23 protein-coding genes and 3 pseudogenes are annotated in these 25568 nt (G+C 68.9%); 7 read left to right on the top strand and 19 right to left on the bottom strand.

Annotated elements, in window-relative coordinates; translation table 11 throughout:
* Positions 1-2: 2 nt before the first annotated feature.
* The 3 genes from EV385_RS05505 to EV385_RS34865 form a co-directional block, all read right to left on the bottom strand.
* A complete protein-coding gene (locus EV385_RS05505) occupies positions 3-770 on the bottom strand; it encodes a hypothetical protein (RefSeq protein WP_130508463.1) in 768 nt (255 codons plus the stop codon).
* On the bottom strand, positions 767-2800 hold the full coding sequence (locus EV385_RS05500; protein ID WP_130508462.1) for a GGDEF domain-containing protein: 2034 nt from the start codon (positions 2798-2800) through the stop codon (positions 767-769). Before EV385_RS05500 ends, EV385_RS05505 begins: the two co-directional genes overlap by 4 nt.
* Positions 2801-2934: 134 nt before the next feature.
* Entirely contained in the window at positions 2935-3204 is a 270-nt protein-coding gene (locus EV385_RS34865; RefSeq protein ID WP_341273920.1) for a helix-turn-helix transcriptional regulator, read from the bottom strand.
* A gap of 95 nt (positions 3205-3299) precedes the next feature.
* Between EV385_RS34865 and EV385_RS05490 the strand changes: the two genes are divergently transcribed.
* Positions 3300-4892, top strand: coding sequence for a GGDEF domain-containing protein (locus EV385_RS05490; RefSeq protein ID WP_242624722.1), 1593 nt, complete (start codon positions 3300-3302; stop codon positions 4890-4892).
* Between the two features lie 71 nt (positions 4893-4963).
* Here the strand turns inward: EV385_RS05490 and EV385_RS05485 are convergent, their stop codons facing one another.
* The 4 genes from EV385_RS05485 to EV385_RS05470 form a co-directional block, all read right to left on the bottom strand.
* Positions 4964-5296: a YnfA family protein gene (locus tag EV385_RS05485; RefSeq protein WP_130508461.1), complete on the bottom strand. Its 333-nt coding sequence runs from the start codon at positions 5294-5296 to the stop codon at positions 4964-4966.
* Positions 5297-5368: 72 nt separating this feature from the next.
* Positions 5369-5617 (bottom strand): hypothetical protein, encoded by a 249-nt coding sequence (locus EV385_RS05480; RefSeq protein ID WP_130508460.1) that lies wholly within the window; start codon positions 5615-5617, stop codon positions 5369-5371.
* Complete coding sequence (locus tag EV385_RS05475; RefSeq protein ID WP_130508459.1) at positions 5614-6048, bottom strand: MerR family transcriptional regulator; 435 nt, start codon at positions 6046-6048, stop codon at positions 5614-5616. Before EV385_RS05475 ends, EV385_RS05480 begins: the two co-directional genes overlap by 4 nt.
* Positions 6048-6926 (bottom strand): hypothetical protein, encoded by an 879-nt coding sequence (locus tag EV385_RS05470; protein ID WP_130508458.1) that lies wholly within the window; start codon positions 6924-6926, stop codon positions 6048-6050. Before EV385_RS05470 ends, EV385_RS05475 begins: the two co-directional genes overlap by 1 nt.
* Positions 6927-7054: 128 nt before the next feature.
* On the opposite strand from EV385_RS05470, the gene EV385_RS05465 reads away from it, so the two are divergent.
* Positions 7055-7624, top strand: coding sequence for a GNAT family N-acetyltransferase (locus EV385_RS05465; protein WP_130508457.1), 570 nt, complete (start codon positions 7055-7057; stop codon positions 7622-7624).
* Positions 7625-7774: 150 nt separating this feature from the next.
* Positions 7775-10036 carry an Orn/Lys/Arg family decarboxylase gene (locus EV385_RS05460; protein WP_165449399.1) on the top strand — a complete coding sequence of 754 codons (2262 nt, stop codon included), beginning with the start codon at positions 7775-7777 and terminating at the stop codon, positions 10034-10036.
* Positions 10037-10136: 100 nt separating this feature from the next.
* On the opposite strand, the gene EV385_RS05455 is transcribed toward EV385_RS05460, so the two are convergent.
* Complete coding sequence (locus tag EV385_RS05455; protein WP_130508455.1) at positions 10137-10958, bottom strand: hypothetical protein; 822 nt, start codon at positions 10956-10958, stop codon at positions 10137-10139.
* Between the two features lie 304 nt (positions 10959-11262).
* Here EV385_RS05455 and EV385_RS05450 point away from each other — a divergent pair, with 304 nt between their 5' ends.
* A complete protein-coding gene (locus EV385_RS05450; RefSeq protein ID WP_130508454.1) occupies positions 11263-11697 on the top strand; it encodes a hypothetical protein in 435 nt (144 codons plus the stop codon).
* 167 nt (positions 11698-11864) lie between these two features.
* Here EV385_RS05450 and EV385_RS34860 read toward each other — a convergent pair whose 3' ends face one another.
* A complete protein-coding gene (locus EV385_RS34860; protein WP_242624721.1) occupies positions 11865-12185 on the bottom strand; it encodes a hypothetical protein in 321 nt (106 codons plus the stop codon).
* Positions 12186-12296: 111 nt separating this feature from the next.
* On the opposite strand from EV385_RS34860, the gene EV385_RS05440 reads away from it, so the two are divergent.
* The gene (locus EV385_RS05440) at positions 12297-14012 is read left to right on the top strand and encodes an alpha/beta hydrolase (protein ID WP_242624720.1); all 1716 of its coding nucleotides are present in this window, start codon (positions 12297-12299) and stop codon (positions 14010-14012) included.
* Positions 14009-14476 (top strand): hypothetical protein, encoded by a 468-nt coding sequence (locus EV385_RS05435; protein ID WP_130508452.1) that lies wholly within the window; start codon positions 14009-14011, stop codon positions 14474-14476. Before EV385_RS05440 ends, EV385_RS05435 begins: the two co-directional genes overlap by 4 nt.
* Positions 14477-14889: 413 nt before the next feature.
* Here the strand turns inward: EV385_RS05435 and EV385_RS05430 are convergent, their stop codons facing one another.
* The 8 genes and pseudogenes from EV385_RS05430 to EV385_RS05395 form a co-directional block, all read right to left on the bottom strand.
* Positions 14890-16359: a glycosyl hydrolase gene (locus EV385_RS05430; RefSeq protein WP_130508451.1), complete on the bottom strand. Its 1470-nt coding sequence runs from the start codon at positions 16357-16359 to the stop codon at positions 14890-14892.
* A 936-nt stretch (positions 16360-17295) separates the two neighbouring features.
* On the bottom strand, positions 17296-17601 hold the full coding sequence (locus tag EV385_RS35925) for a hypothetical protein (RefSeq protein WP_341273919.1): 306 nt from the start codon (positions 17599-17601) through the stop codon (positions 17296-17298).
* A 359-nt stretch (positions 17602-17960) separates the two neighbouring features.
* The gene (locus tag EV385_RS05420; RefSeq protein ID WP_130508450.1) at positions 17961-19103 is read right to left on the bottom strand and encodes an FAD-dependent monooxygenase; all 1143 of its coding nucleotides are present in this window, start codon (positions 19101-19103) and stop codon (positions 17961-17963) included.
* Positions 19104-19323: 220 nt separating this feature from the next.
* Entirely contained in the window at positions 19324-20241 is a 918-nt protein-coding gene (locus EV385_RS05415; RefSeq protein ID WP_207229758.1) for a tyrosine-type recombinase/integrase, read from the bottom strand.
* A 91-nt stretch (positions 20242-20332) separates the two neighbouring features.
* Positions 20333-20914: a TetR/AcrR family transcriptional regulator gene (locus EV385_RS05410; RefSeq protein WP_130508449.1), complete on the bottom strand. Its 582-nt coding sequence runs from the start codon at positions 20912-20914 to the stop codon at positions 20333-20335.
* 9 nt (positions 20915-20923) lie between these two features.
* Positions 20924-21451, bottom strand: a complete 528-nt coding sequence (locus tag EV385_RS05405) for a hypothetical protein (protein WP_130508448.1) — start codon at positions 21449-21451, stop codon at positions 20924-20926.
* A 170-nt stretch (positions 21452-21621) separates the two neighbouring features.
* Positions 21622-22257 (bottom strand): annotated as a pseudogene (locus EV385_RS05400) (MraY family glycosyltransferase); the annotation flags it as partial.
* 28 nt (positions 22258-22285) lie between these two features.
* Positions 22286-22909 carry a DinB family protein gene (locus EV385_RS05395; protein ID WP_130508447.1) on the bottom strand — a complete coding sequence of 208 codons (624 nt, stop codon included), beginning with the start codon at positions 22907-22909 and terminating at the stop codon, positions 22286-22288.
* A 257-nt stretch (positions 22910-23166) separates the two neighbouring features.
* Between EV385_RS05395 and EV385_RS05390 the strand changes: the two genes are divergently transcribed.
* Positions 23167-23499 (top strand): hypothetical protein, encoded by a 333-nt coding sequence (locus EV385_RS05390; RefSeq protein ID WP_130508446.1) that lies wholly within the window; start codon positions 23167-23169, stop codon positions 23497-23499.
* Positions 23500-23790: 291 nt separating this feature from the next.
* On the opposite strand, the pseudogene EV385_RS34855 reads toward EV385_RS05390, so the two are convergent.
* Together EV385_RS34855 and EV385_RS36055 are read right to left on the bottom strand one after the other, a co-directional pair.
* Positions 23791-24400 (bottom strand): annotated as a pseudogene (locus EV385_RS34855) (transposase); the annotation flags it as partial.
* 90 nt (positions 24401-24490) lie between these two features.
* A pseudogene (locus EV385_RS36055) lies at positions 24491-24925 on the bottom strand (IS3 family transposase); the annotation flags it as partial.
* Between the last annotated feature and the right edge of the window lie 643 nt (positions 24926-25568).

The raw sequence follows: 25568 nt of genomic DNA, 5'->3' as shown, positions 1-25568 counted from the left end.
CCTCACCGGGTGAAGCCGAGCGACGGGTGCGCCGGGCCGCCCAGCCGGGTCGAGATCTGATCCAGCAGCCGCCACAGTGCCGACCCGTCCGGGATCCCGTCGCCCTCGGCCGCCATCTCGTCGGCGATGCTGGCAGACGAGGCCAGTTCCGTCGCGACGCTGACCCACTGGGCTCCGGTCAGGCTGACCGGCACCGGGCGGCTCGCGCTCGCGGCGCGGATCCGGCCGCGGACGGCCGCCACGATCCCCGGCACGTGGTCCGTCGCCGCCCCGTCCGGGTCGTCGGGCAGGTGGGAGACGAAGTCGAGCGGTTCGAGGACCGCGCGCCACTGCCGGGCCGTCAAGGTGACGGTGGACGACCGTCCGGGAGCCAGCCCGAGTTCCAGCAGGGCGGCGATGTCGGTGTCCGAGCCGACCGGGCGCGGGTCCGGCGCGTCGGGGGAGACGGCGGGCTCACACGAGCCCGACCAGCCCAGCATCGCCGCCAGGTCGTCGGCGCCGACCCGCCGCCGGTACGACTCGCCCGGGCCGAGACGGTTGGGCCCGATCTGCGTGGCCGGAATCTCGCCCGGCTCGTATCCGCCCGCCGGGGTCGAGTCGTGCTGCCCGTTCAGGCGCCGTAGTTCGACGGCGACCTGATCGACGCTCGCCTCCAGACAGACCTTCCCCGGATCATGCGGCGCCCTGGCGGCCGGGCGCGGCGGCACCGGCAGTGCACCGGCGACGATCAGCAGGACCACGGCCACCAGCACGTACGGGCGGCGGGTCATGCGGGTCTCAACTCGTCCGGGGCGGCGGCTTCCCGGCGCTCGGGGTGCCCGTAGGCGCGGGGAGTCCGGCGCCGGTTCTGGGCCGGTGCCGGCGGTGCGGCGGTGCGGCGACGCTTGCGCGCGTACAGATCGGCGTCGGCGTGGGCGTACAGGGCGTCGAAGTCGCCGCCGTGGGCGCCGAGGGTGGCCGTACCGATGCTGGCGGAGGTCCGCTCGGCCAGCGCCGACCGCAGCCGGTCGGCGGTGGCCGCGGCCTCGGCCGCGTCGGCGGAGGTGAGCAGCACCACGAACTCGTCACCACCGAGGCGGCCCACCACGTCGGTGGGCGCCACGGTGGCCCGCAGCGTGCCGGCGACCCAGGTGAGCAGCGCGTCACCCGCCGCGTGCCCCTGCTGATCGTTGACGTCCTTGAACCGGTCCAGGTCCAGAATCAGCAGCGAGAGGTCGGAGCCGGCGCGGGCCAGCGCGGCGGCGAACCGCTGCTCGAATCCGTGCCGGTTGAGGATGCCGGTCAGCGCGTCCATGCGGGACAGTTCGGTCAGCCGTCGGCGCTGCCGCCCGGCCTCGGCGCCCTGGGACCCGCAGGCCATCGTCACCGCGATGGTGCCGCCGAGGTGCACCGCGACGTGCCAGGGGCTGTCCGCGCCGACGAACACCGCGACGGCCAGGTAGCAACTGGAGACGACGCCGAGCAGCGGCACCCCGATCCGGGGTGGGGTGCTCAGCGCGATCAGCGGCATCGGCGCCAGCAGACCGACCGCCAGCGTGCTGGTCGCGCCGCCGCTGAACGCGACGATGCCGGTGGAGAGCACGAACTCCACCAGGCCGAAGCCCACCATCCACCACCGCAGCGCCGTGGAGCGGCTGAGCTTCTCGGCGCCCGCGACGACCATGGCCCCAAGCAGCCAGCCGGCCGCCAGCAGGGTGCCCATGCCGAGGCGGTGCGGATGCCCCTGCGCGAACAGGACGACATAGCCCAGCCCGATGGCACAGATCGAGACCGCCAGCCAGCCGCCGTCCGCGACCGAACGCCGCCGCCGTTCCCGCCCGGAGACCGCCGGGGCCGTGCGCCGCTCGATCTGGACCCGCGCCCGCGCCGCGGACTCACCGGCTGGCGGGCCGGGCTGGCGGGCGAGCTTGTCGGCGTAGAGGCGTTCGTCGGCGAGCTGCCGCAGCGCCGCGAGGCTGTCCGCGTCCGCGGGGTACGACGCGTAACCGATACTGGCGGGCGAGACCGGGTCGAGCTCGGCACGCAGCCGTTCCACCACCGAACGGGCGTCGTCTACGTCCGCGTCGACGAGCACCGCGGCGAACTCGTCGCCGCCGATCCGGCCGACGGAGTCGTTGCCGCGGATGCCGCGCGCCAGCGTCCGGCCCGTCCAGGCCAGCAGTTGGTCACCCGCCCGGTGACCGTGCCGGTCGTTGACGTCCTTGAACCGGTCGAGGTCGGCCAGGATCAGGGTGACCGGCTCCCCGCGGCGGGCCGCGGCCGAGAAGTCGGCGTCCAGCCGCTCGTCGAAGCCGCGACGGTTGAGGCAGCCCGTCAACGCGTCGATCCGGGAGACCGCGCCCAGCCGGCGGCGCAGCGAGGCCAGCGTCGCCGTGTGCCGCATGGCGAGGTAGGCCACACCGGCGTAGGTGAAGGCGAAGACCCACGCGAAGCCCGGCGGCGCGGCGCCGCCGGCCAGCGCCACCGTCGCGTACGCCGCGACGCAGAGCAGCGCCATCGGGGCGAACATGCGGGTGGGCAGCACGACCGCGAAGAAGACCAGCGAGAACAGTTCCAGGGCTGCGAGTGGGCTGGTCACGCCACCGTCGAGCAGGGCGAGTCCGGAGGCGCCGACCAGGGTCATGACCGCAATGGCGAGCTGGATCGGCACCCGCAGCCGCGAACGCGCCACCGCGGGGGCGCCCGCCCAGGCCAGCAGGGCCATGACAGCCATACCCGCCGAGATCGCCAACATGACCCGGCGGTGCGGCCCGTCCGGCGTACCCAGGACATAGATCATCGCCGCCGCTGGCGGCAGCATGGTACGCAGGGCGCTCGCCCTGATCCTGCCCTGGCGAGCGGAGGTGGCACCCCTCCACACCGAGGGCAACATGTGCGCTGACCTTCTTCCAGTCGAGGTGCCCCAAACATCGGCCGCGCGGGGACGGATCTGAGCTAAGGCCTGCCTGGCCCGGCGGGCCGGTCGTCCGCCGGACCGCCACCGGTCGGTGCCGGTGACGGCTCCCGCCGTGGTGACCGGGCCGGTCGGCAAGTGTTGATCCACATCTCGACCTCCACGGCGAGCCACACGTTCCCCATCGCCAGCTTGACCGCCGGGGCGGGGAAGTCTTTCCGGCTCGTGAGCTGGTAGGCCCGCTGCCGGCTGACCCCCAACCGGACGCGGATCTCGTGTGCACCCATGAGGTGCGGTCCCAGGTCAACCATGCGCACGACTATAGCGTGAGACTAGGTAGGTATGAAGGGTGAATGTCTCAGCGCAGGACGCCCGGGGCCGATGAGAGATGGTTGGGGGTGGGCCGGTGAACGACGTCGGAATGAGCGCCGAGGAACTGTCGGCTGCCCTGCTCGCGCTCGAGGTGGACCGGACCGGGGACCCCGAGGCCGCGCACGCCGCAGCGGTCGGGTACGAAAAGCGGGCCCTGGCCCTGGGGGACGAGCATCTGCTCATGCGCGCCCGCCTCTGGCAGGTCGCGATGCGGGTGCGGACCGGCGACGTCGCGGGGGTGGACGGGCAGCTCGGCGAGATCATGGACTCGGCCACCCGCTGCGGCGACCGCCTGCTGCAGGCCCGCACGCACATCCTCTTCGCGACCATCCGCTGGATCTCCGGTGATGCCGCCAAGTTCCTGGAGCACTCCCTGAGCGGGGTGGAACTGCTGGACGACACCGCCCCGGCGGTCCTGCGCATCAGCCACCGCGTCACGTTGGCCGACGCGCTGGCCTTCACCGGCGACATGGACTCGGCCCGGCTGCGCTACCGGCAGGCGGAGAGCCTCGCCCGCGAGGCCAACGAATGGAACCGCCTGGTGCTCCTGCTGAACAACTGGTCCTACGCGGAGTACAAGATCGGGGATTTCGTACGAGCGGGACAGGTCGCGCACCGGATGGTGGACCTCGCCGCAACGCACGACATCGAGCTCGTTCCCGGACTGCTGCACACGATCGGCGACATCCAGGCCGCCAACGGCGAATACGCGGAGGCCGAGCGAACCTTGCAGACCTGCCTCGCCCGCCACGAGGCCGGGGAGGTCGATGAGATCAACGACCTCCCCTACTACCTGCTCAGCCTGGCGCAGGTCCAGCGCGCTCTCGGCGCCACCGACCGGGCCCAGGACAGCCTGGACGCCTGCCGGGTGCTGTGTACCCAGAGCGACCAGCAGGGTCTCTTGCTGCGGGTGCACGAGGAGCAGGCGGAACTGCATGCCGCGCGCGGTGACTTCGCCGCGGCGTACGCGGCGCAGAAGACGTTCCGGACCGCCAGCGAGGGCCTGCGCTCCCCGTCGCGGGAGGCTCAGGTGCTGGCGCGGCATGTCGAATTCGAGACCGCCGAGGCCCGCACGGCGGCCGAGCGGTTCCGCGAGGAGGCCCGCCGCGATCCCCTCACCGGCCTGCACAACCGCCGCTATGTCGACGAGGTGCTGCCCGCGCTGATCGCCGCCGACCCCGGACTGACCGTGGCGATCACCGACATCGACCACTTCAAGAAGATCAACGACGAGCTGTCCCACGACACCGGCGACCAGGTGCTCGTACAGGTGGCGAAGCTACTGGAGAACGGCCTGGCCGTGGCCGCCCCGGACGGGTTCGTCGCCCGCCTCGGCGGGGAGGAGTTCCTGCTCGTGCTGCCCGCCACCCCGGTCGCCGAAGCGGCCGCGCGGGTCGACGGGATCCGGCAGGCCATCAGCGAGCACGACTGGCAGGGCAGCACCCGCGGCCGGAGCGTCACCGTCAGCATGGGCGTCGCCGGAGCGGGGGAGACCTCGCCGCCCAGCCCGGCGGGCGCCATGTCCACCGCCGACCGCAACCTCTACGTCGCGAAACGGCAGGGCCGCAACCGGGTCGTCGCGGGACTGCCACCGGAACCCCGGCCCCGCGCCTGCGACGTCGACTGACGTAATTGACGGAGATGCCGATGGGTACGGACGCCAACATGGTTGAACCACCAGCTCACCGCGGGTGTGAGTCAGGTGCGCGGGGCGTACATGATGACGGTGACGCCGGCCAGGCAGAGTAGAGCGCCGGCGATGTCGTAGCGGTCGGGGCGGAACTTGTCGACGACGACGGCCCAGCCCAGCGAGCCGGCGACGAATACGCCGCCGTATGCGGCCAGGACCCGGCCGAAGTGCGGGTCGGGTTGGAACGCGGCGACGAACCCGTAGGCGCCGAGGGCGATGACCCCGGCGGCGGCGAACCAGGCCGAGCGGTGTTCGCGCACGGTCTGCCAGATCAGCCAGGCCCCGCCGATTTCGGCGAGGGCGGCGATGCTGAACAGCAGCAGCGAGCGGATGATCGTCACAGTGGTATCGCAGCAGACTCGTCCCGGCCGGGGCGCTCGGGGCTTGCTCCCAAGTCGCCTCCCGCCGCAAGGTCAGCAGCCGCAGGTGCCGCCCGCGCAGCCACCCGCACCGGCCGCCGTCTTGCGGGCGGTACGGCGCCGGTGCAGCCACCACATCCCGGAGGCCGCGGCCACCAGCACCCCGGAGGTGGCGAGCAGGAGGTTCTCGGCCAGGGCGGCGCCGGCACCGGTGAGGACCCCGGCGGCGATGAGCAGCGGCAGCGCGCAACAGGCGGCGCACGCGAGGGCGGCGAGCCCGGTGGTGACCTTCTGGACGGTCATCGCGGGTCTCCCTCGGCGAGTTCGGCGAACGGCAGGGGGCAGTCGTGGCAGGTGCAGTGGGTCAGGCTGTCGCAGCCGGCCGCGACCACCTTCCTGAGCGCGTCCCGGATGGTGGTCAGGTCGGCGATCTTCCGGTCGACCTCGGTGATCTTCTCCGTGGCGCGGGCTTTCAGGTCCCGGGTGGGGTGTCCGCGCCGGCCGGTGTCGAGCAGCTCGGCCACCTCGTTGAGGGTGAAGCCGAGGCGTTGGGCGGCCTTGATGACCCCGAGCAGGGTGACCGTGTCGGCCGGGTAGGTGCGGTGCCCGCCGGGGCTGCGCTGCGGTTCGGCGATCAGCCCCCGTCGTTCGTAATAGCGCAGGGTCTGGATGTTCACTCCCGCGCGTGCGGCGACCTCGCCGGTACGCAGGCGCCGGTTCTCGATGTCGTGCATCAGGCAGCCGCCTTCCCGCGCGTACCCAAGGGCAGCCCGGCCTCGGCCCGGCCGCCGAACAAGGCGGTCACCACATCCTGCGCGTCGGGCGGGGCGGTCACCGTGAACCGCACCCCGTCCGGGCCCACGATCAGGGTGAAGGTGAAGAACGAGCAGCAGGCGTACTCGGCGGCGGCCAGCCGGGCCAGCTCGACAGTCACCGCCGGGTCGTGGCTGAAGCTCAGGACCACTCCACCGTCGGCGGGCTCGCGCCCGGTCGCCCGGCCCAGGACGGCCTGCCACTCGGTGATCCTGGCCCGCATCGCGTCGATCCCGCCCTCGATCGTGCACACCAGGTCCGGACCGTTCAGCTCGCTGCCGGACAGGGCGGCGCGGCTCGCGGGGATCCGTGGACTCGATACTGCCGATGCGGCGGTCACGCACGGGCAGTCCGCGTCGCACGCCCCACTGCCGGTGGGCTGCGCCAACCGATGCGCGGCGCCCTGCAGCCGCGCCACCAGCGCGGTCAGCTCGGTCACCGCACCCGGCAACCCCGCATCCGCCGGACCCGATCCAGGACCGAGCCCGCCCGCCCCGGCCTGAACGCGGGCGGCCTGCTCGATCTGCTCCACCACCCGCAGCTCGGCGGCGGCCAGCCTCGCCTGCACCAGTTGCGCCATGTGCCGCCGCACCGCCGCGCAGTCCCCACGATGGAACAGCGTCACCAGGGCGGCGAGGTCGTCGCCGGCAATGCCGAGCTGCTCGGCCCCCGCGACGAACCGGATCCGCGTCGTGGAGCCGTCCTCGTCGGCGCCGGCCCCGCTCGCTGCACCAGTTGATCTATCGGCGGGACCGCAGCACCCGCACCCACCGCTCTGCCTCAGCTCGATTAGCGCCATGCAACGACGGTAAGCCTGTACCTAGGTACCGAATTCAAGTCCCCACTTCCGAGTAGCCCGGGTTGGGGGGATCGGCATCGCCATTCTCGTTTGCGGGGCCGCCCCGCACGAGAGGCAACATGGCACGTATGTCCCTGCCTACGCCCACGCTCCAGACCGCGCGCCTGCGACTGCGCCCCTTCAACGACGCGGACGCGGACGCCCTCTTCGCGCTGCACAGCAGTGCGTACGTGCTGCGCTACTGGGACGCGCCGCCCTGGACCGAACGTGCCCGGGCCGAGCGGTTCATCACGGCGTGCCGGCAGATGGCGGAGGAAAGCACCGGGGCGCGGCTAGCTGTCGACCGTGCCTCCGACGGGGCGTTCATCGGCTGGTGCAGCCTGAACCGGTGGAACCCGGACTACCGCAGCGCGGCGATGGGCTATTGCTTCGACGATGCGGCATGGGGCCACGGCTACGCGACGGAGGCCGCGCGCGCCGTGCTGCACTGGGCATTCGACACGCTGAACCTGAATCGGGTCCAGGCCGAGACCGACACGCGCAACGCGGCATCGGCCCGGGTCCTGGAGAAGCTCGGCTTCGTACGTGAAGGCACGCTGCGGGAAGACTGCGTCGTGAACGGCGACGTCTCGGACTCCTGGGTGTACGGGCTACTCCGGCGGGAGTGGCGGTCGGGAAGCGAGGGCCCTCTGAAATGAGAGTCGCGCAGGCTCTGCGACACCGCATGTGGATGTCACCCGGCTCGGGGACCCGCACGGGTTCCCCGCCCGGGCCGCCCACGTCCTGGCTAGGTTCACGGCGATGCACCTGCCCCGCTGCGCCAGCCACCCGCCGAGAGGGCGTTCACCTTGTCGTTCCCGGTCACGATCGTCACCCCCGCGGAAGGCCCCGCCGGGGCGCAACGGCCACTGGAACTTCTCGAGGCAGCGCTGATCCGGGCTGGTCTGGAGATCGCGCGGTTCGGCTACGAAGGGCGGGGCACCGAGCGGCTGGCGACGCTGGCACACGTAGCCCGGTCGAGCTCGGCTGTTCTCTACACGCTGCAGCTCACCGTCGGCCGGTCTCACGACGGGCCCGAGGAACCCTCCGACGTGGCCGCCGTCCGCGCGGCAGCCGAGTTCGTGCAGGCCGTCCGCGTACACAATGACCGTGTTCCGCTCCTGCTGTTCGGCGAGCAGGTGACGGCACGACGAATTCCGCAGACGGTGCTCTCCCGCATCGACGGCGTCGTCAACGCCTACGAGGACACTCCCGACTTCGTGGCCCGCAAGATCCTGCGGGAGGTCAGCCACTATCTCGGTCAGTTGGCACCGCCGTTCTTCGCGGCGCTGATGCGCTACGCCAACGACGGCGCCTACTCCTGGCACTGCCCCGGCCACTCCGGCGGCACCGCGTTCCTGAAAAGCCCCATCGGCACCCTCTTCCACGAGTTCTTCGGCGAGAACCTGCTGCGTGCCGACGTGTGCAACGCCGTCGAGGAACTGGGGCAGTTGCTCGATCACACCGGCCCCATCGCGGACAGCGAACGCCTCGCCGCCCGGACGTTCCGCGCCGACCACCTCTACTTCGTCACCAACGGCACCTCCACCTCGAACAAGATCGTGTGGAACTCGCTGGTCGGGCCGGGCGACGTCGTGGCGGTGGACCGCAACTGCCACAAGTCGGTCCTGCACGCCATCGTGCTCACCGGAGCCGTACCGATCTACCTGATGCCGACCCGCAACAAGGCCGGCACCATCGGACCCATCCCACGCAGCGAGTTCACCGCCGCCGCACTCCAGGCCAAGATCGACGCCAGCCCTCTGGTCGCCGACAAGAGCAAGCGGGTCCGCCTGCTGGCCCTGACCCAATCCACCTACGACGGCATCATCTACCGCGCCGACGAACTGAGGAAAAGCCTGGACGGCATCGTCGACGCCCTCCACTTCGACGAGGCCTGGCTGCCGCACGCCGCCTTCCACGAGATGTACGAAGGCATGCACGGTGTCGCCAACAACCGCGACCGCACCGACCGGACCGTGGTCTACTCCACCCAGTCCACCCACAAACTCCTCGCCGGGCTCTCCCAGGCGTCCCAGATCCTCGTCCAGGACACCACCGGCGGCCACTTCGACAGCCGGGTTCTGGCCCAGGCGTACCGCATGCACACCTCGACCAGCCCGCAGTACGCCATCATCGCCAGTTGCGACGTGTCCGCGGAGATGATGGCCGGCAAACGTGGCCCCGCCCTGGTCGAGGAAAGCATCATGGAGGCGATGGAGTTCCGCCGCACCATCATCCGCGTCGGCGAGGAACGCGACGACTGGTGGTTCGGCGTCTGGGGACCGGACACCCCGCCCCGGACGGGACTGCCCGAACGCTCCGAGTGGGAGCTGACCACTGACGCGCCCTGGCACGGCTTCGACCAGGTCGACGACCGTTTCACCATGCTCGACCCGATCAAGGTCACGCTGACGACGCCGGGCCTGACCGTGCGCGGCGAGTTCAGCGAACCCGGCTCACCGAGCATCCCGGGCGTGGTGCTGGCGCGCTATCTCGCCGAACACGGTGTGGTGGTGGAGAAGACCGGCCTGTACTCGCTGCTCGTGCTCTTCACCATCGGTATCACCAAGGGCCGCTGGAACTCCCTCGTCGCCGAACTGCACCGCTTCAAGAGCGCCTACGACGGCAACGCCGCGATCGAACGGCTCATGCCGGCGTTCGCCGCCGCGTATCCCGGTTACGCGGGGCTCGGACTACGGGACCTCTGCGCTGCCCTGCACACCACCTACCGCGACGCCGACCTCGCCGAGCTGACCACGACGATCTACACCGAGCCCGTGGAGCAGGTGACGCTCCCGGCCGACGCGTGGACCGCCATGGCCGCCGGGCACGTCGAACACGTGCCGTTGGACAAGCTGGCGGGCCGGACGACCGCGGTGCTTCTCACCCCGTACCCGCCGGGAATTCCGCTGCTGGTTCCCGGCGAGCGGATCGGCGCGACGATCGTGCGCTTCCTCCGGCACGAACAGGTCCTGGCCCAGCGCTGGCCCGGCTTCACCGGCATCACCCACGGCGTCGATGACGAGGGCACCGGCGATCGTACGGTCGCTTGCCTGCTTGACTCGTAGACCAGCCCGGCAGCACGACAAGTGACGTCAGGGTGCTCGCCTGCCGAAAGGGGATTCGCAGGCTGAATCCGGGCCTGTCGCAGCACTGCTCGCCGATGAGTCAGGAGCGGGGGTGCTGGCGCCGCTCGAAGCCCGGCATGTCGATGTGCGGATCGAGGCCGTCGCCGGAGGACACCTGGGCGGCCAGGCGCTGGGTGAGGCGGCGGGCCCCGGGCCGGCGGCGGCCGTTGGCGTCCGGGACCTCGGGCTGGCTGAGCAGCTCGGCCATATCGCCCATTGAGCGGGCAATCTCCTCGAACGGGATGTACAGGGCGCGGTTCGCGGGCGAGCCGAGGTACTCGAACGGCGTGGAGCCGGCCATCGGGATGAACCGGACGCCCAGCATGTCCAGGTTGCGGAAGGCGGCCGAGTCGAGCATGCAGACGACGTGCCGGACGTCCCAGCGGTGGCCGGCATTGATGAACGAACGGTAGAGCATGCTGCTGACCGTCAGGCCGTTGCGATCGGCGCGGTAGCGGGGGAGTACCGCGAGCGTGGCGTAGTCCCAGATCTTGCCGCCGTCGTGCATGCCGTGCGTCTCGACGATCTCGGACAACGACACACCGATCAGGTCGGGCGCGTCGTCCAGGGTCTTGCCGCCACCCTCGATCGCCCGTGCGGCGCCCGCCGGCATCCCGGTCTCCCGGTCCAGGACCAGGAAGAAGTAGCTCTGCTCCTCGTACGGGGTGTACTCGGCGATCATCGCGGCCTCGTCCAGCCCGAACGACTCCTCGAACACGATCCGCTCGACGGTCCGCGCGATGTCGGCCAGCGGGTCGTGCGTGGCGAGGGCCAGGGCGACGAAACGGTTCTCCGACGCGTGTTCGCTCAGCGCCACGGCGCAGAGCTCACGGAGGGTGTCGTCGTCGAGGGCATAGGACATCTGGGGGCTCCTTGACGGTGCCAGCGGGGGATGCTGGGTGCACCGGGCATGACAGGGGGGGAATGAGCCCATGCAGCATTAAGGATAAATAGTGCTATGTCAAGAAATTGGGTATCACCCCGCCTGCTCCCGCACGGAGGGTGCCCCAATGGATCTGTCTGGTTCAGGTGGGGACGTGCGGCGTCGACGACCGCGGACATCAGCGTGTATAGCTCTCGGACCGACGTGCCGACGCGAGCGGCTCGCTGGTGGGCGCCGGCGGGACGTAGGCCGGCCGGAACCTCTGGCGGCCGAGACGCGTCACATGGTCGTGATGCGTCTCGTGGGTGTGGTCCTTCTGCTGGTGGTCGCCGGCTGTGCCGCCCCGCCGTCGGCCGGGCCGGTGTCGCCTTCTGCGGCGACCCCGTCCTTGTCGCCAGCCTTGTCTCCGGAGCCGGCCGTGTCCGACTGCGGCAGCTTCACTCTCCGCCAGGGCGAGGAGATGCCGGAGCCGCCGGTGACGTGCTTCCTCGACGCGCATCGAGCGAAGCGGGCGGCCAGGCTCGAGCGGACTGCGCCTTCAACCGAGGGCAATCCGGTGCGTGAGGAGTACGTCACGGACGATTCGGGCCTGATCGCCGTCACCATCGACATGAGCCAGGACCCCTACGGCGGCTTCCGGATCGACCGCAAGGTCTGCACCGAGGTCGCGGCCACCGCAACTCGTTCTCTCGCCTTCGAAGGCTGCAAGCTCAGGTAGGCCTTGTCGCGAGCCGGCTGGTAGCGGTGCACCGTCGTCCAGACACATGCAGACCATCTCCGACGAAGGCCGACACCGTGACGCTCGGTGAGATCCTGCTGCAGGCAAACTGTCGGCAATTGCACGGTGAACCCGGGCGCATCCGGACATTCGAGTACGCGAGTGGTTCACGACGGCGTCAGCGCCCCCATGATCGTCCGGCGGGTGTTGTACCGTCCGTGTGCGCGGCCGTGGCGGCTTGCGTGCCACGGGGAGGCGGCGGGGTCATGGGTTATCCGACCGGACAGGTCGATCCGGCGGCGCTGGAGAGAGTCGGCGCCGCGGTGCAACAGTCGTCGGCGAAGTTCTCGAAGGCGTTCGGCGCTCATGCCGGGCAGGTGGGTGCCGTCGGTGCTCTGCGGGGTTGGGGGACCGGTGACGCGTTGGCCGAGGCCGAACACGCGTGGTCGACGTTCGTGGGCAATCTCGCCGCCCAGGTCGATGCCCACGGGGCGTCCTTGAGTCAGTCCGCCAGGGAGTACACGAGTACCGACCGTGCTGCCGCCGGTCGAGTCACCGCTGCTGGGCACCTTCACCCCGGCGTTCGGTAGGCGGCGCAGATGGCATTCACCATGCAAACCCTGCTCGATGCCGACCCGGGCCGCATCCACATCGCGGCTGAGGCGTGGCTGGCGATGGCCGGTGACCTCGACGACGCATGCGAGGAACTGATCCGAGGCAGCCGGGACCTGCCCGACGCGTGGCAGCTCGGCCCCGCCGCGGAGGCCGCACAGGCGGCGAACCGGGATCTGCTGGCCGAGGCCAGTAACACCGAGCCGCCGGCACGGCGCATCGGTCAGGCGTTGCGTACGCACGCGGACACGGTGCGTGGCCTGCAGGAGATGGCCCGGCAAATCGCCGCCGAAGCGACCGGCCGGGGTTTCGTCGTCGACCTGGCCGCCGGCACGGTCGCGGCGGGTACGGCGCTGGCGTCGGACTCCAGCGGCGGGCAGCAGATCGGGCAGACGATCTCGTCGTACGTGCAGCAGTTGCAGTCAATCATCGAGCGGGCCGTGGACCTCGACGAGTCGACGATGAACGCGATCCGGGTGAACCTGCCGAACGCGCGCACCGGTTTCGGCACCGGGCGCCTGCAGAACGTTTCCCGGACCGATCTCGAGGCGCAGGCCAAGCGTTCGCCGGCCGAGGTCAAGGGCTGGTGGGACTCGCTCACTCCGCTGCAGCAGGAGCAGGCGATTTTGGAGTTCCCGTACCTTGTCGGGTCGATGAACGGCGTCCCGGTCACCGACCGCGACACCGCTAACCGGTCCGTGCTGCAGCGCGAGATCGATCTGTCGAAGCAACAACTCTCCCCGATCGACGCCCGCCTGCAGTACCTGCAGAGCATGTTCGACCAGGGTCGGATCCATGAGGTGTACCCGGACACGTCCGACCCGCGAACCTCGATGGACGTCGAGATGCTGAAGCTGGGAGTTCAGCGGTCGGAGATCGCGGACAAGCTCCATGGAATGGAGGCGATCAGTTCCCGCCTCGATGACCCCGACAAGCCGGGTGCGTACCTGATGGGCTTGTCCGCCGCCGGTGACGGCAGGGCGATCGTCGCCGTCGGAAACCCGGACACCGCCGACAACGTCGTCACCTTCACCCCTGGTACCACCTCGGACGTGGCCGGGATCGCCACTGACCTGGAGCGCACCGACCGGATGGCGGTCGACGCCAACCAGATGGACCCCGGGCGGAAGACCTCGGCGGTCTACTGGCTGGACTATGACGCTCCGGACGCCGTGACCAACGCCGGGTCGTCGGACTATGCGGACTCGGGCGCACCCGCCCTGCGGGAATTCCAGGCCGGTCTGCGTGCCACCCACGACGGCCCGCCGTCGCACAACACGGTCCTCGGGCACAGTTACGGCAGTACCGTCGTCGGGTACGCCGCCCGTGAGGGTCTGGCCGCCAACGACATCGTCTTTCTGGGTAGCCCCGGGGTGGGCTGGGTGGAAGGCGCCGACGGGTTCAAGGTGGAGAACCAGGTAACGGAGCCCGGCGGTCAGGTGTCGTGGCAGAAGGCGGGGAAGGAACACGTGTACGCCAGTACCTCACCCCTCGACGCCATCGACGTCACCGGCATTGGCGATCTCAAGCGTTTCGGTGTCGACCCGACCAACTCTGCCTTCGGCGCCACTACGTTCACCACGGACAACAAGTCGTGGTGGAACCCGGTCGAGAATCACTCCAACTCGTACTGGGAGCAGGGCAACCCGAGTCGTGCGAACATTGCCAAGATCGTCATCGGGAAGGGTGGGCAGGTGTCATGACCCGCATCCGCCGAAGGGCAGCCGTCATCGTCACCGCGCTCACCGCAGCGCTTCTCACGACTGGATGTGACATGGAACCGACCGTGACCAAGCAGCAAGCGATCGAGCGGGTCGCTCAGCGCGCGCAGGAGAGTTTCGCGCAGCTTCCGCCGGGGGCCACCCTGGTCAAGGAATTCGCGCAGGACGGCTTGCCGTGTGACGACGGGAACGTGATGGTCGAGACGGACTACAACATCGCGTTCTCGTCGGGCTGGCCGGTGGACCAGACCATCGCGACCCTCGCCAAGTACTGGGAGAGTGCCGGCTACAAGGTTGCCCGTGACGATCGCTCGAGCCCGGACGTGCCGGAGCTCGTGGTCGAACATCCTGACGACGGATTCCAGCTGGGTATCCTCGTCGCTCGCGGCAGCGATGGCACCATCAAAGCCACACTGCGCAGCAGTTCCAGCTGCGTCAAGCCGTAACGCCGGTCTTGCCGGAACCGCAGCTGGCCTCGGTGCTGACGGACTGTGCGCAGCAGGACGTGCAGGCGGAACGGCATACCGGGTCGGCCCCCTGGGGCCACCGCCGTTAGGTGGGATGTCCGTCAAGGGGCCGCGCCTGCCGATCAGCGCCAACCAAGACTTCCTGGCCGGAGCTGTTGGGTGCGTACGGCTAAGCGGGCAACGAAATTGACTGGTGGCCTGCGACAATAGTGTGTGGCGATGTTGCTGACGAACTTGACCGCCCTGGCGGATCCGCCGGACGAGGCGATCGACGTTCCGCTTCCCGAGGACTTCACCGTTTGTGAGTCGCAGAGGCCCGCGCGAACGGCCGCTAGCGGATTCCGGTCGGTCACCTCCCCGGACGCCCGGCATGGGTCTCCTGGGTGCGGGGTTCAGTCGCCGTACACGCTTATCGACCAGAGCGAATAGCCGTACCTCGCGTCGAGCCGCTCCCAGGCGTAGATCTTCACGTACCTCGCGGGGGTTGAGTCGTCGATGATGATGTCGCGCAGTGTCGGCGAGGTGCTGGTGTCGGTCAGCGTGGCTACCGTCCGCCAAGTGCTGCCGTCGGCGGAGAGCTGGACCTGGTACTTCTTGGCGCGTGCCGTCTCCCAATCCAAGCGGACGCGGCGGACCACCGCGGCCTCCGCCAGCTCGACGTAGATCCACTGATCGTCCAAGTAGGTGCTGCCCCAGCGGGTGCGGCTGTCGCCGTCCGTGGCCCAACGCGCCCCCATCCAGGAATTCTCGCTGGTCTTGGCATAAGCCGGCCGATTCCTCGCAAGATCGGCGCCGGGCTCGGCTGGCGTGGCACGGCGCAGGTCTGCCTGGTCGAGCACTGCCTTGGCGGCGTAGGTCGCGCGCAGCCGAGCCGGCGGGTTCTCGGCGTCGTATTCCGGCCACTGCATGAACCACGACCAACGAGGCTGGCGGGTCAGCAAGGCCTCGGTCGGCACCTTCTTCGTCTCGCCGAGGGCGACCGGGCGACCCGCCGCGAGGCGGACGAGCATGTCGTATTCGGTGGTGGTGGGCTCATCACCGTCCCACTCTTGGCAGTTGTCGACCGTCCCGACGATGCAGCTGTGCCAAAGGTCGAGCGACAGCACGTCGACGTAGGGCGCGGACGGCAGATAACTGGCCCACGCGTCCGTTTCCTTGTCAACGACGTTCCAGACCCAGACGAGATTGGTCAGGCCCAAGCTGTCGTAGTAGTGGTGCATCATCTGGTAAAGCCGCCGGCTGCGCTCGCCGTGCCCTGCCCACCAGATCCAGTCGTCGTTCATCTCGTGATAAGGCCGCCACAGCACGCCGACGCCCGCATCGCGTAGCTGGAGCAGGTAGCCGGCCACCTCGTCGAGGTCCCGCCGCCACGCCCGGTTGAGCGTCGAGCCGTCGGTCAACAGTTCCGTCCACTCGGCATCAGTCAACGTCTCGCCGGGTGTACCCGTCCGGGGGTCCTTGGTGCAGATGCCCGGAGAAACCTTAGGCCGGCACTGGTGCCACATGAGGGTCACCAAAGAGCCGGCCTGCCATTGCTTCTTCGCCTCGGCGACCAGTTGGTCCTGATGGCCGTCGTACCACAGGAAGTCCGCTCCCCAGAGACCTGGTCGATGCCCGGTAACCGTAGTCACGGCATCGGAGGAGAAAGTCACCCAGTCAGCCGGATTCTCCACGCTGTGCACCTCCGGCTTGTGGTGCTGGCCGCCTATGGTGCGGCCGTTCGCGTAGCCGTACAGGTAGTTGAGTACCGTCTCGTGCGGAGTCGGCGGAACAGGCGCCTCGGCGGCCTCTGCCGGCAAGGCCACAGCGACCGTGACACCGGCCAGCACCACGCCCAGCATGGCGGAGACATACTTCGACACGTGCGCACCTTACCGGTGCCACGAGGCCGCGCGGTCAGTGTCATCGACCACTCTGCTGGCCGCGACCGTCTACGCGAGGCAGAGAACTTCCAAACCACGTCCTCGGCCACCATTGATCCCGCGACGCGCTGAGATCGACAGAGCTGACTACGTGTGTTGGTATTGCCGAGCCGAGGCCGGCGGCGGGGACCGCGATGAAGGCGCGCCCTTGTGCCGGTTGCGCCCGTGAAGAGCGACGACGCAACCGGCGTCTCGTGCGCCGCTGCCAGCGTAAAGCCGAACACTTCCAGGCCTTCGCTGACCTGGGCTGTCTCCTCCTGACCTACCGCCGCCTGGCCAAACACAACCATCTGGGATGAGCCCTTAACCGTTACAGCGCGTCAACGAGCCGTGGCGCCGAACCCGCGCATGCGGTAGGCGTGCTGATACGGCGGACGCCGGATCGGGGGCGGATGAATTTTTCGACCTTGACGGCATTCGGCTCGGGCAGGTCAGTAGCGACGCCGTTTCTGCAGTCGGCTGAACAACCCGCGCAGTCGACGTTGATTCTCCGGCTTGGCCAACTGTTGACGCCCCTGATCGACCAGCCGCTGACCCTGCGGGCTCTGGAAAAATGCGCGGACGCGTTGGGCGAGAGTCGCCATCGTGGTGCCTCCTCGAATCGAGAACTCGATACTTACCCGCCCACCGAGCGCTGCAACCCCGGCGAAGTACTTCGGCCCAGGACGCGAGCCGCCACGGCAAAGGCGTAGCCGTTGGGCAGCAGATTCGGCGTGGCACCGGCACGGGTCACGAACGGCCCAGCTGCCCGACGACCGGGGCGGTCTGGTGGCTGGACTTGAGAGCGCAGTCTGTCAAGCCCAGGTGAAATCGGCTCGGCTGAGTCGCTTATGTCGTGCCCTTAAGACCCGCACCGCGGCATGTGAGTAAACCGGCTCATTCTGGTTGACAGCCAACGAGCCACCGACGAATCGGTGAGAAATCTGTATCGGTAAGGCCGGCGGTCGGGTCGACGCGATGCACCAAAGCCCTCCCTGGATGGTTATCCATCACCCGCCGCTGGTCAGCGTCGGTGGTCTCGTCGTCGATCCAGACGAATGGGCTCCCGGCTGCCCACCGGGTAAGGAACATCGTCTTCCAATGCAGCCCACGCTCCAGCTGATCCTCGGCATCGGGGAAGTCAACGACGGGCAACTCTGGGAGCCCGAGCCTGGGCGAGATGACTTCGTTCGCCTCTCCCATCCACGTCGTCGCCCAAACGAGTTGGCAACCCAGCTCCAACAGCCTGGGTCCATCCGCTGGGTGGAGCCGGTCTATCAGGGGATTGCCCGACGCATCACTCGACGTGCCGGCGCCGTCGCGTGAGGGAGATCTGCGCGGGACCGGTCGGAAGTGGAAGGGATCAGCGGCCCATCCACGTCGAGGAAGAGCAGCGGGCGGTCAGCAGAGCCAGCCATCATCGCTGCGAACCTACCCGAGTAACCCGCTTCAAGGACGTCCTGCGCGATGTACCGAGACAGAGAGCGTCTGGCTGGCTTACGGCGCGTCCTACTCCTCGCCCCCGAGGGCCACGTGCTGGCCGGCCGGACCCTCACCAGCGCTCAAACCAAGTCGGTCTGCGCCGGAGGGTGCCAATCGGCGTAGCGGGCCATGGAGCGCAGCGCCATCCGCGGCGGCGTCAGGCGCATCACCGTGTTGCGGGCGGCCACCGCGATCGGGTTCTGGAGTTGCTGGCCGAAGCGGCCCATCATCCGCGACGCCTTCGCCACCTGCTGACTACGGGGGCGGCGCTGGGCATCGTAGGCGGCGAGCCCGTCCGGCCGGCCGGCGACGCCGGCCAGTACGACGGCGTCCTCCAGGGCCTGGTTGGCGCCCTGGCCAAGGTTCGGCGTCATCGCGTGCGCGGCGTCGCCCAGGAGCGCGACGCGGCCGCGGACGTACGTCGGCAGCGGCTCGTCGAGGCAGGCCAGGTCGTCGCGCAGCACGGTGCCGGTGGCCGCGATGAGGGCGGGTATCGGCTCGTGCCAGCCGCCGAACCTGTGCAGCACCAGGGCCTTGTCGTCGCCGGCCGGCCCGCCGGGCACGGCGTTCACGGCGGCGAACCAGTAGACGCGGCCGTCCACCAGCGGCACGATGCCGAACTCGGCGCCCCGGTCCCAGGTGAACGCAACGGCGAGGTCCCCGTCCCAGGGCGGCGTCACCCCGCGCCAGACCCGCACGCCGACGTGCACAGGGGCGGCGGCCGGCCACATCAGCCGGCGCACCGTGCTGTGTATGCCGTCCGCGCCGACCACGAGGTCGGCCGCGATCCGGACCGGTCCGGACGGGCCGTCGTAGTCGACCAGGCCGTCCGCGGTGACGGCGGTGACCTGCGCGCCGGTCAGCACGGTGCCTGCCGGCAGCGCGCCGAGCAGGATCTCGTGCAGGGCGGCGCGGTGGATGCCGACCGCGGATGTCTTGAGCAACCGTTCCAGGTCGCCCGCCGGAATGCGGGCCAGCCACCGGCCGTCCGGCCGGCGGGTGCCGGCGGACGCGTCGGCGAGGCCCCGCATCCGCACGGCCTCGCCGAGGCCGAGGGCGTCGAGGCAGCGCAAGCCGTTCGCCTGCAGCACCAGGCCCGCTCCGACCGGCCGAAAGGCCGCGACCCGCTCGAGCACCGTCACGTCCCAGCCCCCGCGGCGCAGGCCGATCGCGGCGCTCAGTCCGCCGATGCCGGCCCCGACCACGACTGCCGTCCGCGTCATTCCCCGCTCCTCCTAAAAAGTAGAAGCGCCACACTACAGCCGGCACCAACGCTGACGACAACTCACCAAGATCCAACTCGCTCACCGCCCCACCGCGCACCATTACCACCGTAGGTATGGCAACAACCAGTAACCGGTACCATCAAATAGAAGGTCACCAACCCGAAGATCAGACGCACTACTCTCGGCAGAGTCGCTCGATCTGGTCCGTCGCTCGCTGTTATGTACCGGACGCCGTGTAGGCGGCGAGGATGTAGTTGGGGTGCCGGTCAAGGTTCTTGCGAGCACGGTCGTAGCGCATGGTGGTCTTGGGATCGGCATGGCGGGCGGCAATCTGCACGTCTCGGAGGCTGACGCCAGCGTCGAGCATGGTGGTCACGAACGTATGGCGCAGCATATGCGGGTGCATTCTCGGCATCCGGATGTCAGCGGTGGCGGCGAGATGCTTGAGCCGGCGGGTCGCGGCGTGCCGGTCCATCCGGGCGCCGATTGTGCTGCGCAGGATCGGCCCGCCGAGGCGTTCCTCAACGGCCCGGTCGATGGCTCGGGCTACAGCGGGTGGCCGGGGGGCGAGTACAACCTTGCCACCCTTGCCGTGGACGCGCAGCACACGGTGGCCTTGTTCCTCGCTCAGGTCGGTGATGCTGGCGCCACAGGCTTCGAAGATCCGCAGTCCGAGTAGGCCCAGCAGCGCGATCAAGGCGAAGTCGTTCGGGTTGGTGGACTGCCGGGCGGTGGTGATCAGTGCCTCGAATTTGCAGGTGTCCGAGGCCAAGGGTCGGTGATTTGGCCGGCACGGTGGGGCGGCGGACGTAGTCGGCTGGGAGTGTTCGAGGATGGCGTCGATGACGCAGACGCGGTAGAAGCCGACCACGACCGACAGTCGCCGGGAGACCGTCGAGGGCTGGTATCGACGTACTTCCCGCAGCCAGCGCCCATACCGCTCGACGTCGGCCCGGCGTGCGGTCAGCGGGTTGAGGTCCTGGTCGGTGCACCAGCGCAGGAAGACGCGCAGGTCGGAGTCGGTGTGCACGCGGGTCTGGCCGCGGTAGCGGCCCAGGAAGGAGGACGCTGCGGCCCGCACGACGAGTTGATCGGAAGAGACGACATCGGACTCGGAGATGGGAAAGGCAGCCATGCACTACCGTGCGTCACCAACGTCGGTGAACGTCAGCACGCTCGGAGCGGCATGTGCGCGCATTATCCAAGGACAGTCGTTGGGGTCGCGGTCAATGCATGCGCAAGTCGTTAGGGGTGTTCCAAAGTCGTGAAAGCAGAAGGGTCAGCGTGGGCGCGAGGGAGTCGTGGAGTTCGTCTGAACGGTCCAGGGTCCAGGCGTCGACGGTGGCGATGACCGCGGCGGTGGCCAGTGTGATCAGTTCGATGTCAGGGTGGGGGTCGATGAGGCCGAGGCGTAGGCCATTGTCGAGGAGTTGGTCGATCCATGGGTGGTGGCCGTCCGGGCGGGCGGCGGCGAGTATCGCCCGGTCGTCGGGGTGGTCGCGGAGGTGTGCGGCCAGCCGGTTGGCGCCTGTGGCGATCTGTTCCCACAAGGCCTGCGCGCTGTCGACCTCGGTCCAGGGGCCGAGTACGGCCAGGGCTCGGTCGGCCGCGTCGGCGGCGACGGCGGTGAAGAGGTCGTCTTTGCCGTCGAAGTAGTGGTACGCGCTGGTCTTGGAGATTCCTGCATCGGCGATGATCTGGTTGAATGATGCGGCGTCTTTGCCGTCGCGGGCGAAGTGTGCCCGCGCGACGGTGAGGATGGCGGCGCGGGCGCTCGGTGCCAGCCGGTCGAAGCGGGGCAGGGGCATCCGACAAACCTATCCGGTGGCGAGTGTCGCGGCCGGCGTGCGGTCGGCGAGGCGGCGGTTGATCCGGACCGTCATCACCCAATGCGCCACCCACACTGGCATTGCGCCGATGCCGCCCAGGTAGCCGGCGATGCCGGGAAACAGTGACAGCAGTTGCAGCCCGCACCAGCCGTACCCCAGCACCGACCATCGGTGCAGCTCACGCGCCGGCACATAGGCGTCGGCAGCCAGGGCCGTGCCGACCGTGCCGACGATGAAGAAGTCCTCGATGAAGTTGAAGGGGATGGCGAACATCCGCCAGACATAGGCGGCGGGTGTGGTCCTGGCGTCGGGGCGGACCAGAGTCAGAGTCCGCTGCAGGGTGCGGCAGTACAACGCGACGAGACCGAAGAACGCGGCGACGAGGACCACTGTCCCGGGCGGGGACAGGCCCGCGATGTCGCCGAGGATGCCCCGGCCCCACCGGGGGGCCCAGAGTGGGTAACTGAGCAGGACCACCACGCCTGCGGTTCCCACGATCTTGAAAATGGTTCGCATGAATGAGCACCGTACCAGTGGTATGTACCACCAGTACATACCACTGGTTGGAGACGCTGGCCAGGCGTTGCCGCCCGCGGAACTCGCCCACCGCATCGATCACCACCACGACATCTGATGTGAAGCCGCCGGCCGGCACTCGCCAACTATGGGCCGCAGACTCGCCAACAGAAGCCGATCAGTGCGTATGCGCCGAGCACCAGGGTTGATGCACCGGTGGCCAGGCCGTCGAGGCCGTCGGTGAGGTTCACGCCGTTCGACATTGCCGTGATCACGAAGACGAACATGATCACCGAGCCGACCTTGCCGACGTCCAGCCAGGTGAGGTCCCGGATGAACGAGATGTGCTCGCTGGCTACGGTCTGGCCGTTGGTGCTGGCCACGTAGAGCGCGGTGATGCCGAACCCGCCGCCGACGATCGCCTGGCCGAGTAGTTTGCCTTTGGCGGAGAGGCCGTCGGAGTTGGGCTTGCGGACCTTGAGGTAGTCGTCGAGGAAGCCGACCGCGCCGCAGAAGACGAACAGCCCGAGCAGGACCAGCGCCGTCATGGTGGGCTTCTCCTGCGCGATCTGCCGCTCGGGCAGCGTGGTCAGCGCCAGATGCCCGGCGACGTAGGCGCAGAGGGTCGCCACGATGAACACGACCCCACCCATCGCGGGGGTGCCGTTCTTGCCCTGGTTCGAGGCGAGCCCGAGGGAGCGGATCGGCTGTCCGGCCTTGAGCGCGGTGAAGACCCGGATCGCCACCGGTGTGCCGAACAGGGAGATGAGGAACGCGACGGCGGCCGCGACGATGACCGCCCTCACGGGCGAGCCTCCACGAGATCGGGAACACTCACAGCGCGGGTCCCACCGCTCGATGAGCGTCGGATAGCTCGGCAGGATGCGCGCCGCCGGCCGCTTCCCGCGCAGCGCGCTCGATCGTCGCCCAGTGCGCCTCGCGGGCCTCCGTGTCTACCTGTTCCTCGTACTCAGCCATTACCCCGGTCCGGCCGTCGATGTGCTCACGCAGGATGTCGGCGTGCCCGGCATGTCGGCCGGTCTCTTGAAGAACGTGGACCATGATGTTGAACAGCTTGACGTCGGGCCGCGACCACCATGGCACGTGGCCAGGCGCGTCAAGGGGAAGATCGTTGATCGTCGCGCCCGCGTGTACCCAGGCCCGCTGATAGAAGTCGATGATCTGGTCGCGGCTCTCGGTCGGGCTCACCCACAGGTCGCTGCCGTCCGCGTCCTGCCATCGCCCCAGCGGCGCCGGGAACGGGCGGCCGAAGACCTCACCGAAATACCAGGCCTCCACGGTCGCCACGTGCTTCACCAGGCCCAGGAGATTCGTTCCCGTCACCGTCAGAGGACGCCGGAGGTCGTACTCGGACAGGCCATCGAGCTTCCACACCAGCGCCCGACGTGTCGACCTGAGCTGGCCGTGCAAGTAGTCCTTCACGAGATCATCGATCACGGGACACGAGCTTGCCATCCGGCGACAAGCGGAGCAGCGCCTGACTGTCCACACGATCGACCGCCTCGGCCGGAACCTTGGCATGGGCGACAAGTTCCTGATGGGGCCGTGGAGCACACGTGCGACGCGCAGACCGGGCTGTGCATGCCCGAGGGCCGGGGCATGTCAAAGAATCCGACACTGCGGGTTGCCAGGTGGGCTGCTCGCGCATAGTCAAAGTGAGGCACGCGAGGGAGAGGGCGGAGATGGTCACGATGGTGCGAAAGCCCCCAGGCTGCCCGGACCAGCTCAGCGCCGCCGAAGCGGTGCAGTTCCTGACCCCGGACCTGCTCGAGTTCCTGACTGACCTGTACGGGGCGCCGGCGTCCATCGCGCAGGGCGCCGTCCAGTTGTTGCCGTTTGGGTCCCGGGCTGTGTTGCTAGCCACCGGTCTGGTCACCATCCGCAGCGACGGTGCGGGCCCGGAACAGGGCGAGATTTTGCAGTTCAGCGACCTCGCGTTCGAGGTGATGGCGACGGCTGCCGACGACGAGATCGACGAGGTGGCGGCGCAGGCCGCCGCGATCGTCGCCGCGCGTCTACGCGGCTGACCGCGGCCGGACCAGCCCAGGACGCGGCACGTTCCTGGCTGGCCCAGGGGTCAGGAACGACGGAGGTGCCGCCGTTCTGATCGATGAGCGGGCCGGATTCGCATGAGCAGGCCCCTTGGGGCGGTAGGCGGCGCTACGGGGTGCAGGTGAAGCTCGGTGGGCATACAGTGGGTTGGCCCTGAGCGTCGGTCGCAGCGACGACGCGATGTCGAACGACGGCCACCCCCTCCCGGCGGGTCATGGCGGTGAGCCGGGTGCGGCCTAAATGATTGAGTCCTAAGTCTTTGCTGGTCAATGGTCGTATGCGAAGAGTGATCGTGGGTTGGGTGCGCCGATGTTGGTGTGGTGCCAGATCACGGCGGCCAAGGCGAGGAGACGCTGACCGACGCGGGCGAACTGGCCGTCGTGGCGGCGGGCGCCGTGTCGTTCCAGGGAGAGCTGACCTTTCAGGGTCTGGAAGATCGACTCGATCCACTGGCGGGCGCGGAGCAGCGCCTTCTCGGCCGGGCTGCGCGGCGCGTCGGCCTTGGTGTTCGCGCGTTTCGGGCGGACCAGGTGGATGTTCTGCAGGTCGCAGAACTGGTCGAACTTCGGGCTGGCGAACCCGCGGTCGGCCAGGATGACCTGCCCGTCGGTGATCAGGTGATGGTCGGCCTCGATGAGTGCGGCCATTACCTCCCGCTCGTCGAGTTTCGTTCGCCAGGCACCACAGCACAGGCAGGCCCTCGGCCGTGGCCAGCAGGTACAGGCGCATGCCCCAGAAGTAGCGTGAGTGCGAGGCGCTGCAGTCATAGCCGGCGTCACCGGCCAGGTCTGAACGCTTCGCGGTCTCCCGGGACGTGCCGCACGGCACCGGGGTCGAATCGATCAACCGCAGGATCCGGGGGCACTCGTAGGTGTCAAGCCCCGGGTTTGATGGAGAGTTTGATGTTCCCCGGGTTCCGTGGAGTCGTGACGGCTGGGTCATCGCGTGTAGTGCCTCGTGTTCAGCGGGCGGAACGTGCCCGAGCTCGCCGTGCAAGCGGCGGTTGTTGTACCAGTCGATGTACTCGATGGTGGCCATCTCCAGGTCGTCCAGGCCGCGCCACGGGCCGGTGTTGCGCACGAGTTCGGCCTTGTAGAGGGAGTTGAACGCCTCGGCCATGGCGTTGTCGAAGGAGTCGCCCTTGGAGCCGACCGACGCGACGGCGCCGGCCTCGGCGAGCCGCTGGCTGTAGCGGATCGCTCGATATTGGACGCCCCGGTCCGAGTGATGGACGAGTCCGCCCAGGTCAGCGCCCTGATTCTCGCGGCGCCAGATCGCCATCTTCAGCGCGTCCAACGCCAGATCGGTGTAGAGCGACGTCGACACCTGCCAGCCGACGATCATCCGGGAGTACACATCCAGGACGAACGCGGCGTACACCCAGCCCACGCTGGTGCACACATAGGTCAGGCCAGCTCGCCCAGCGGAGCTGACAAGGCGGGTCCGTCATCGACTCAGGCAGCGCATGTCGTGGAGCTGACCAGTCGCGCTTCTCGGGGTGCGCGGCTGGCTGGCACAACCGAGATCTTGTGCTCCCAATCTGCTCCCACCGTAAGCGGCGCAACGCGAACGGATCGTTACCGAAGATCCGGTAACGATCCGCTGAGCACGTGAAACTCTGGTGGGCGATACTGGGATCGAACCAGTGACCTCTTCCGTGTCAAATTTGCGCGAGCCGGTCAGATGGAGTGTCCTACGAGGTCAGGTGGATGGGCGACGGGGCTACCGGTTCGTTGCGGTGGGCTGGGTTGCTGTACTTTCCTGCTGTACAGCGACACGCGGTGCCGAATGAACGTCGGCGACCAACGGGCACGACGTCTGCCATGGACGTTGCGCAGCGGTTACGGACATTCGGGATATACCCAATCCAGGACCTGCCGTGCGGCATCCGTAGCAACAACGACCTGCATTTGCCCCTTGGCGTTGGTCATCGCGTATCGCATAACAGTCTGTACGTCAGGCCCGACACGCTTGGCGCGACTCGCGCCTTCCGGTACATCGGCCCATTGCTTGCTACGTTTCTGCACGAACCTGAACGTAATTC

Source organism: Krasilnikovia cinnamomea (assembly GCF_004217545.1).
GTDB classification, from domain to species: domain Bacteria; phylum Actinomycetota; class Actinomycetes; order Mycobacteriales; family Micromonosporaceae; genus Actinoplanes; species Actinoplanes cinnamomeus.
Note: the sequence above shows the minus strand (reverse complement) of the source record. Positions and strands in the feature narration are given on the sequence as shown.

Coding starts and splice junctions, on each gene's coding strand:
- EV385_RS05505 (WP_130508463.1), bottom strand. CDS start 770: ATGACCCGCCGCCCGTACGTGCTGGTGGCCGTGGTCCTGCTGATCGTC.
- EV385_RS05500 (WP_130508462.1), bottom strand. CDS start 2,800: ATGCTGCCGCCAGCGGCGGCGATGATCTATGTCCTGGGTACGCCGGAC.
- EV385_RS34865 (WP_341273920.1), bottom strand. CDS start 3,204: ATGGTTGACCTGGGACCGCACCTCATGGGTGCACACGAGATCCGCGTC.
- EV385_RS05480 (WP_130508460.1), bottom strand. CDS start 5,617: ATGACCGTCCAGAAGGTCACCACCGGGCTCGCCGCCCTCGCGTGCGCC.
- EV385_RS05475 (WP_130508459.1), bottom strand. CDS start 6,048: ATGCACGACATCGAGAACCGGCGCCTGCGTACCGGCGAGGTCGCCGCA.
- EV385_RS05470 (WP_130508458.1), bottom strand. CDS start 6,926: ATGGCGCTAATCGAGCTGAGGCAGAGCGGTGGGTGCGGGTGCTGCGGT.
- EV385_RS05465 (WP_130508457.1), top strand. CDS start 7,055: ATGTCCCTGCCTACGCCCACGCTCCAGACCGCGCGCCTGCGACTGCGC.
- EV385_RS05455 (WP_130508455.1), bottom strand. CDS start 10,958: ATGTCCTATGCCCTCGACGACGACACCCTCCGTGAGCTCTGCGCCGTG.
- EV385_RS05450 (WP_130508454.1), top strand. CDS start 11,263: ATGGTCGTGATGCGTCTCGTGGGTGTGGTCCTTCTGCTGGTGGTCGCC.
- EV385_RS05440 (WP_242624720.1), top strand. CDS start 12,297: ATGGCATTCACCATGCAAACCCTGCTCGATGCCGACCCGGGCCGCATC.
- EV385_RS05435 (WP_130508452.1), top strand. CDS start 14,009: ATGACCCGCATCCGCCGAAGGGCAGCCGTCATCGTCACCGCGCTCACC.
- EV385_RS35925 (WP_341273919.1), bottom strand. CDS start 17,601: ATGGGAGAGGCGAACGAAGTCATCTCGCCCAGGCTCGGGCTCCCAGAG.
- EV385_RS05420 (WP_130508450.1), bottom strand. CDS start 19,103: ATGACGCGGACGGCAGTCGTGGTCGGGGCCGGCATCGGCGGACTGAGC.
- EV385_RS05415 (WP_207229758.1), bottom strand. CDS start 20,241: ATGGCTGCCTTTCCCATCTCCGAGTCCGATGTCGTCTCTTCCGATCAA.
- EV385_RS05410 (WP_130508449.1), bottom strand. CDS start 20,914: ATGCCCCTGCCCCGCTTCGACCGGCTGGCACCGAGCGCCCGCGCCGCC.
- EV385_RS05405 (WP_130508448.1), bottom strand. CDS start 21,451: ATGCGAACCATTTTCAAGATCGTGGGAACCGCAGGCGTGGTGGTCCTG.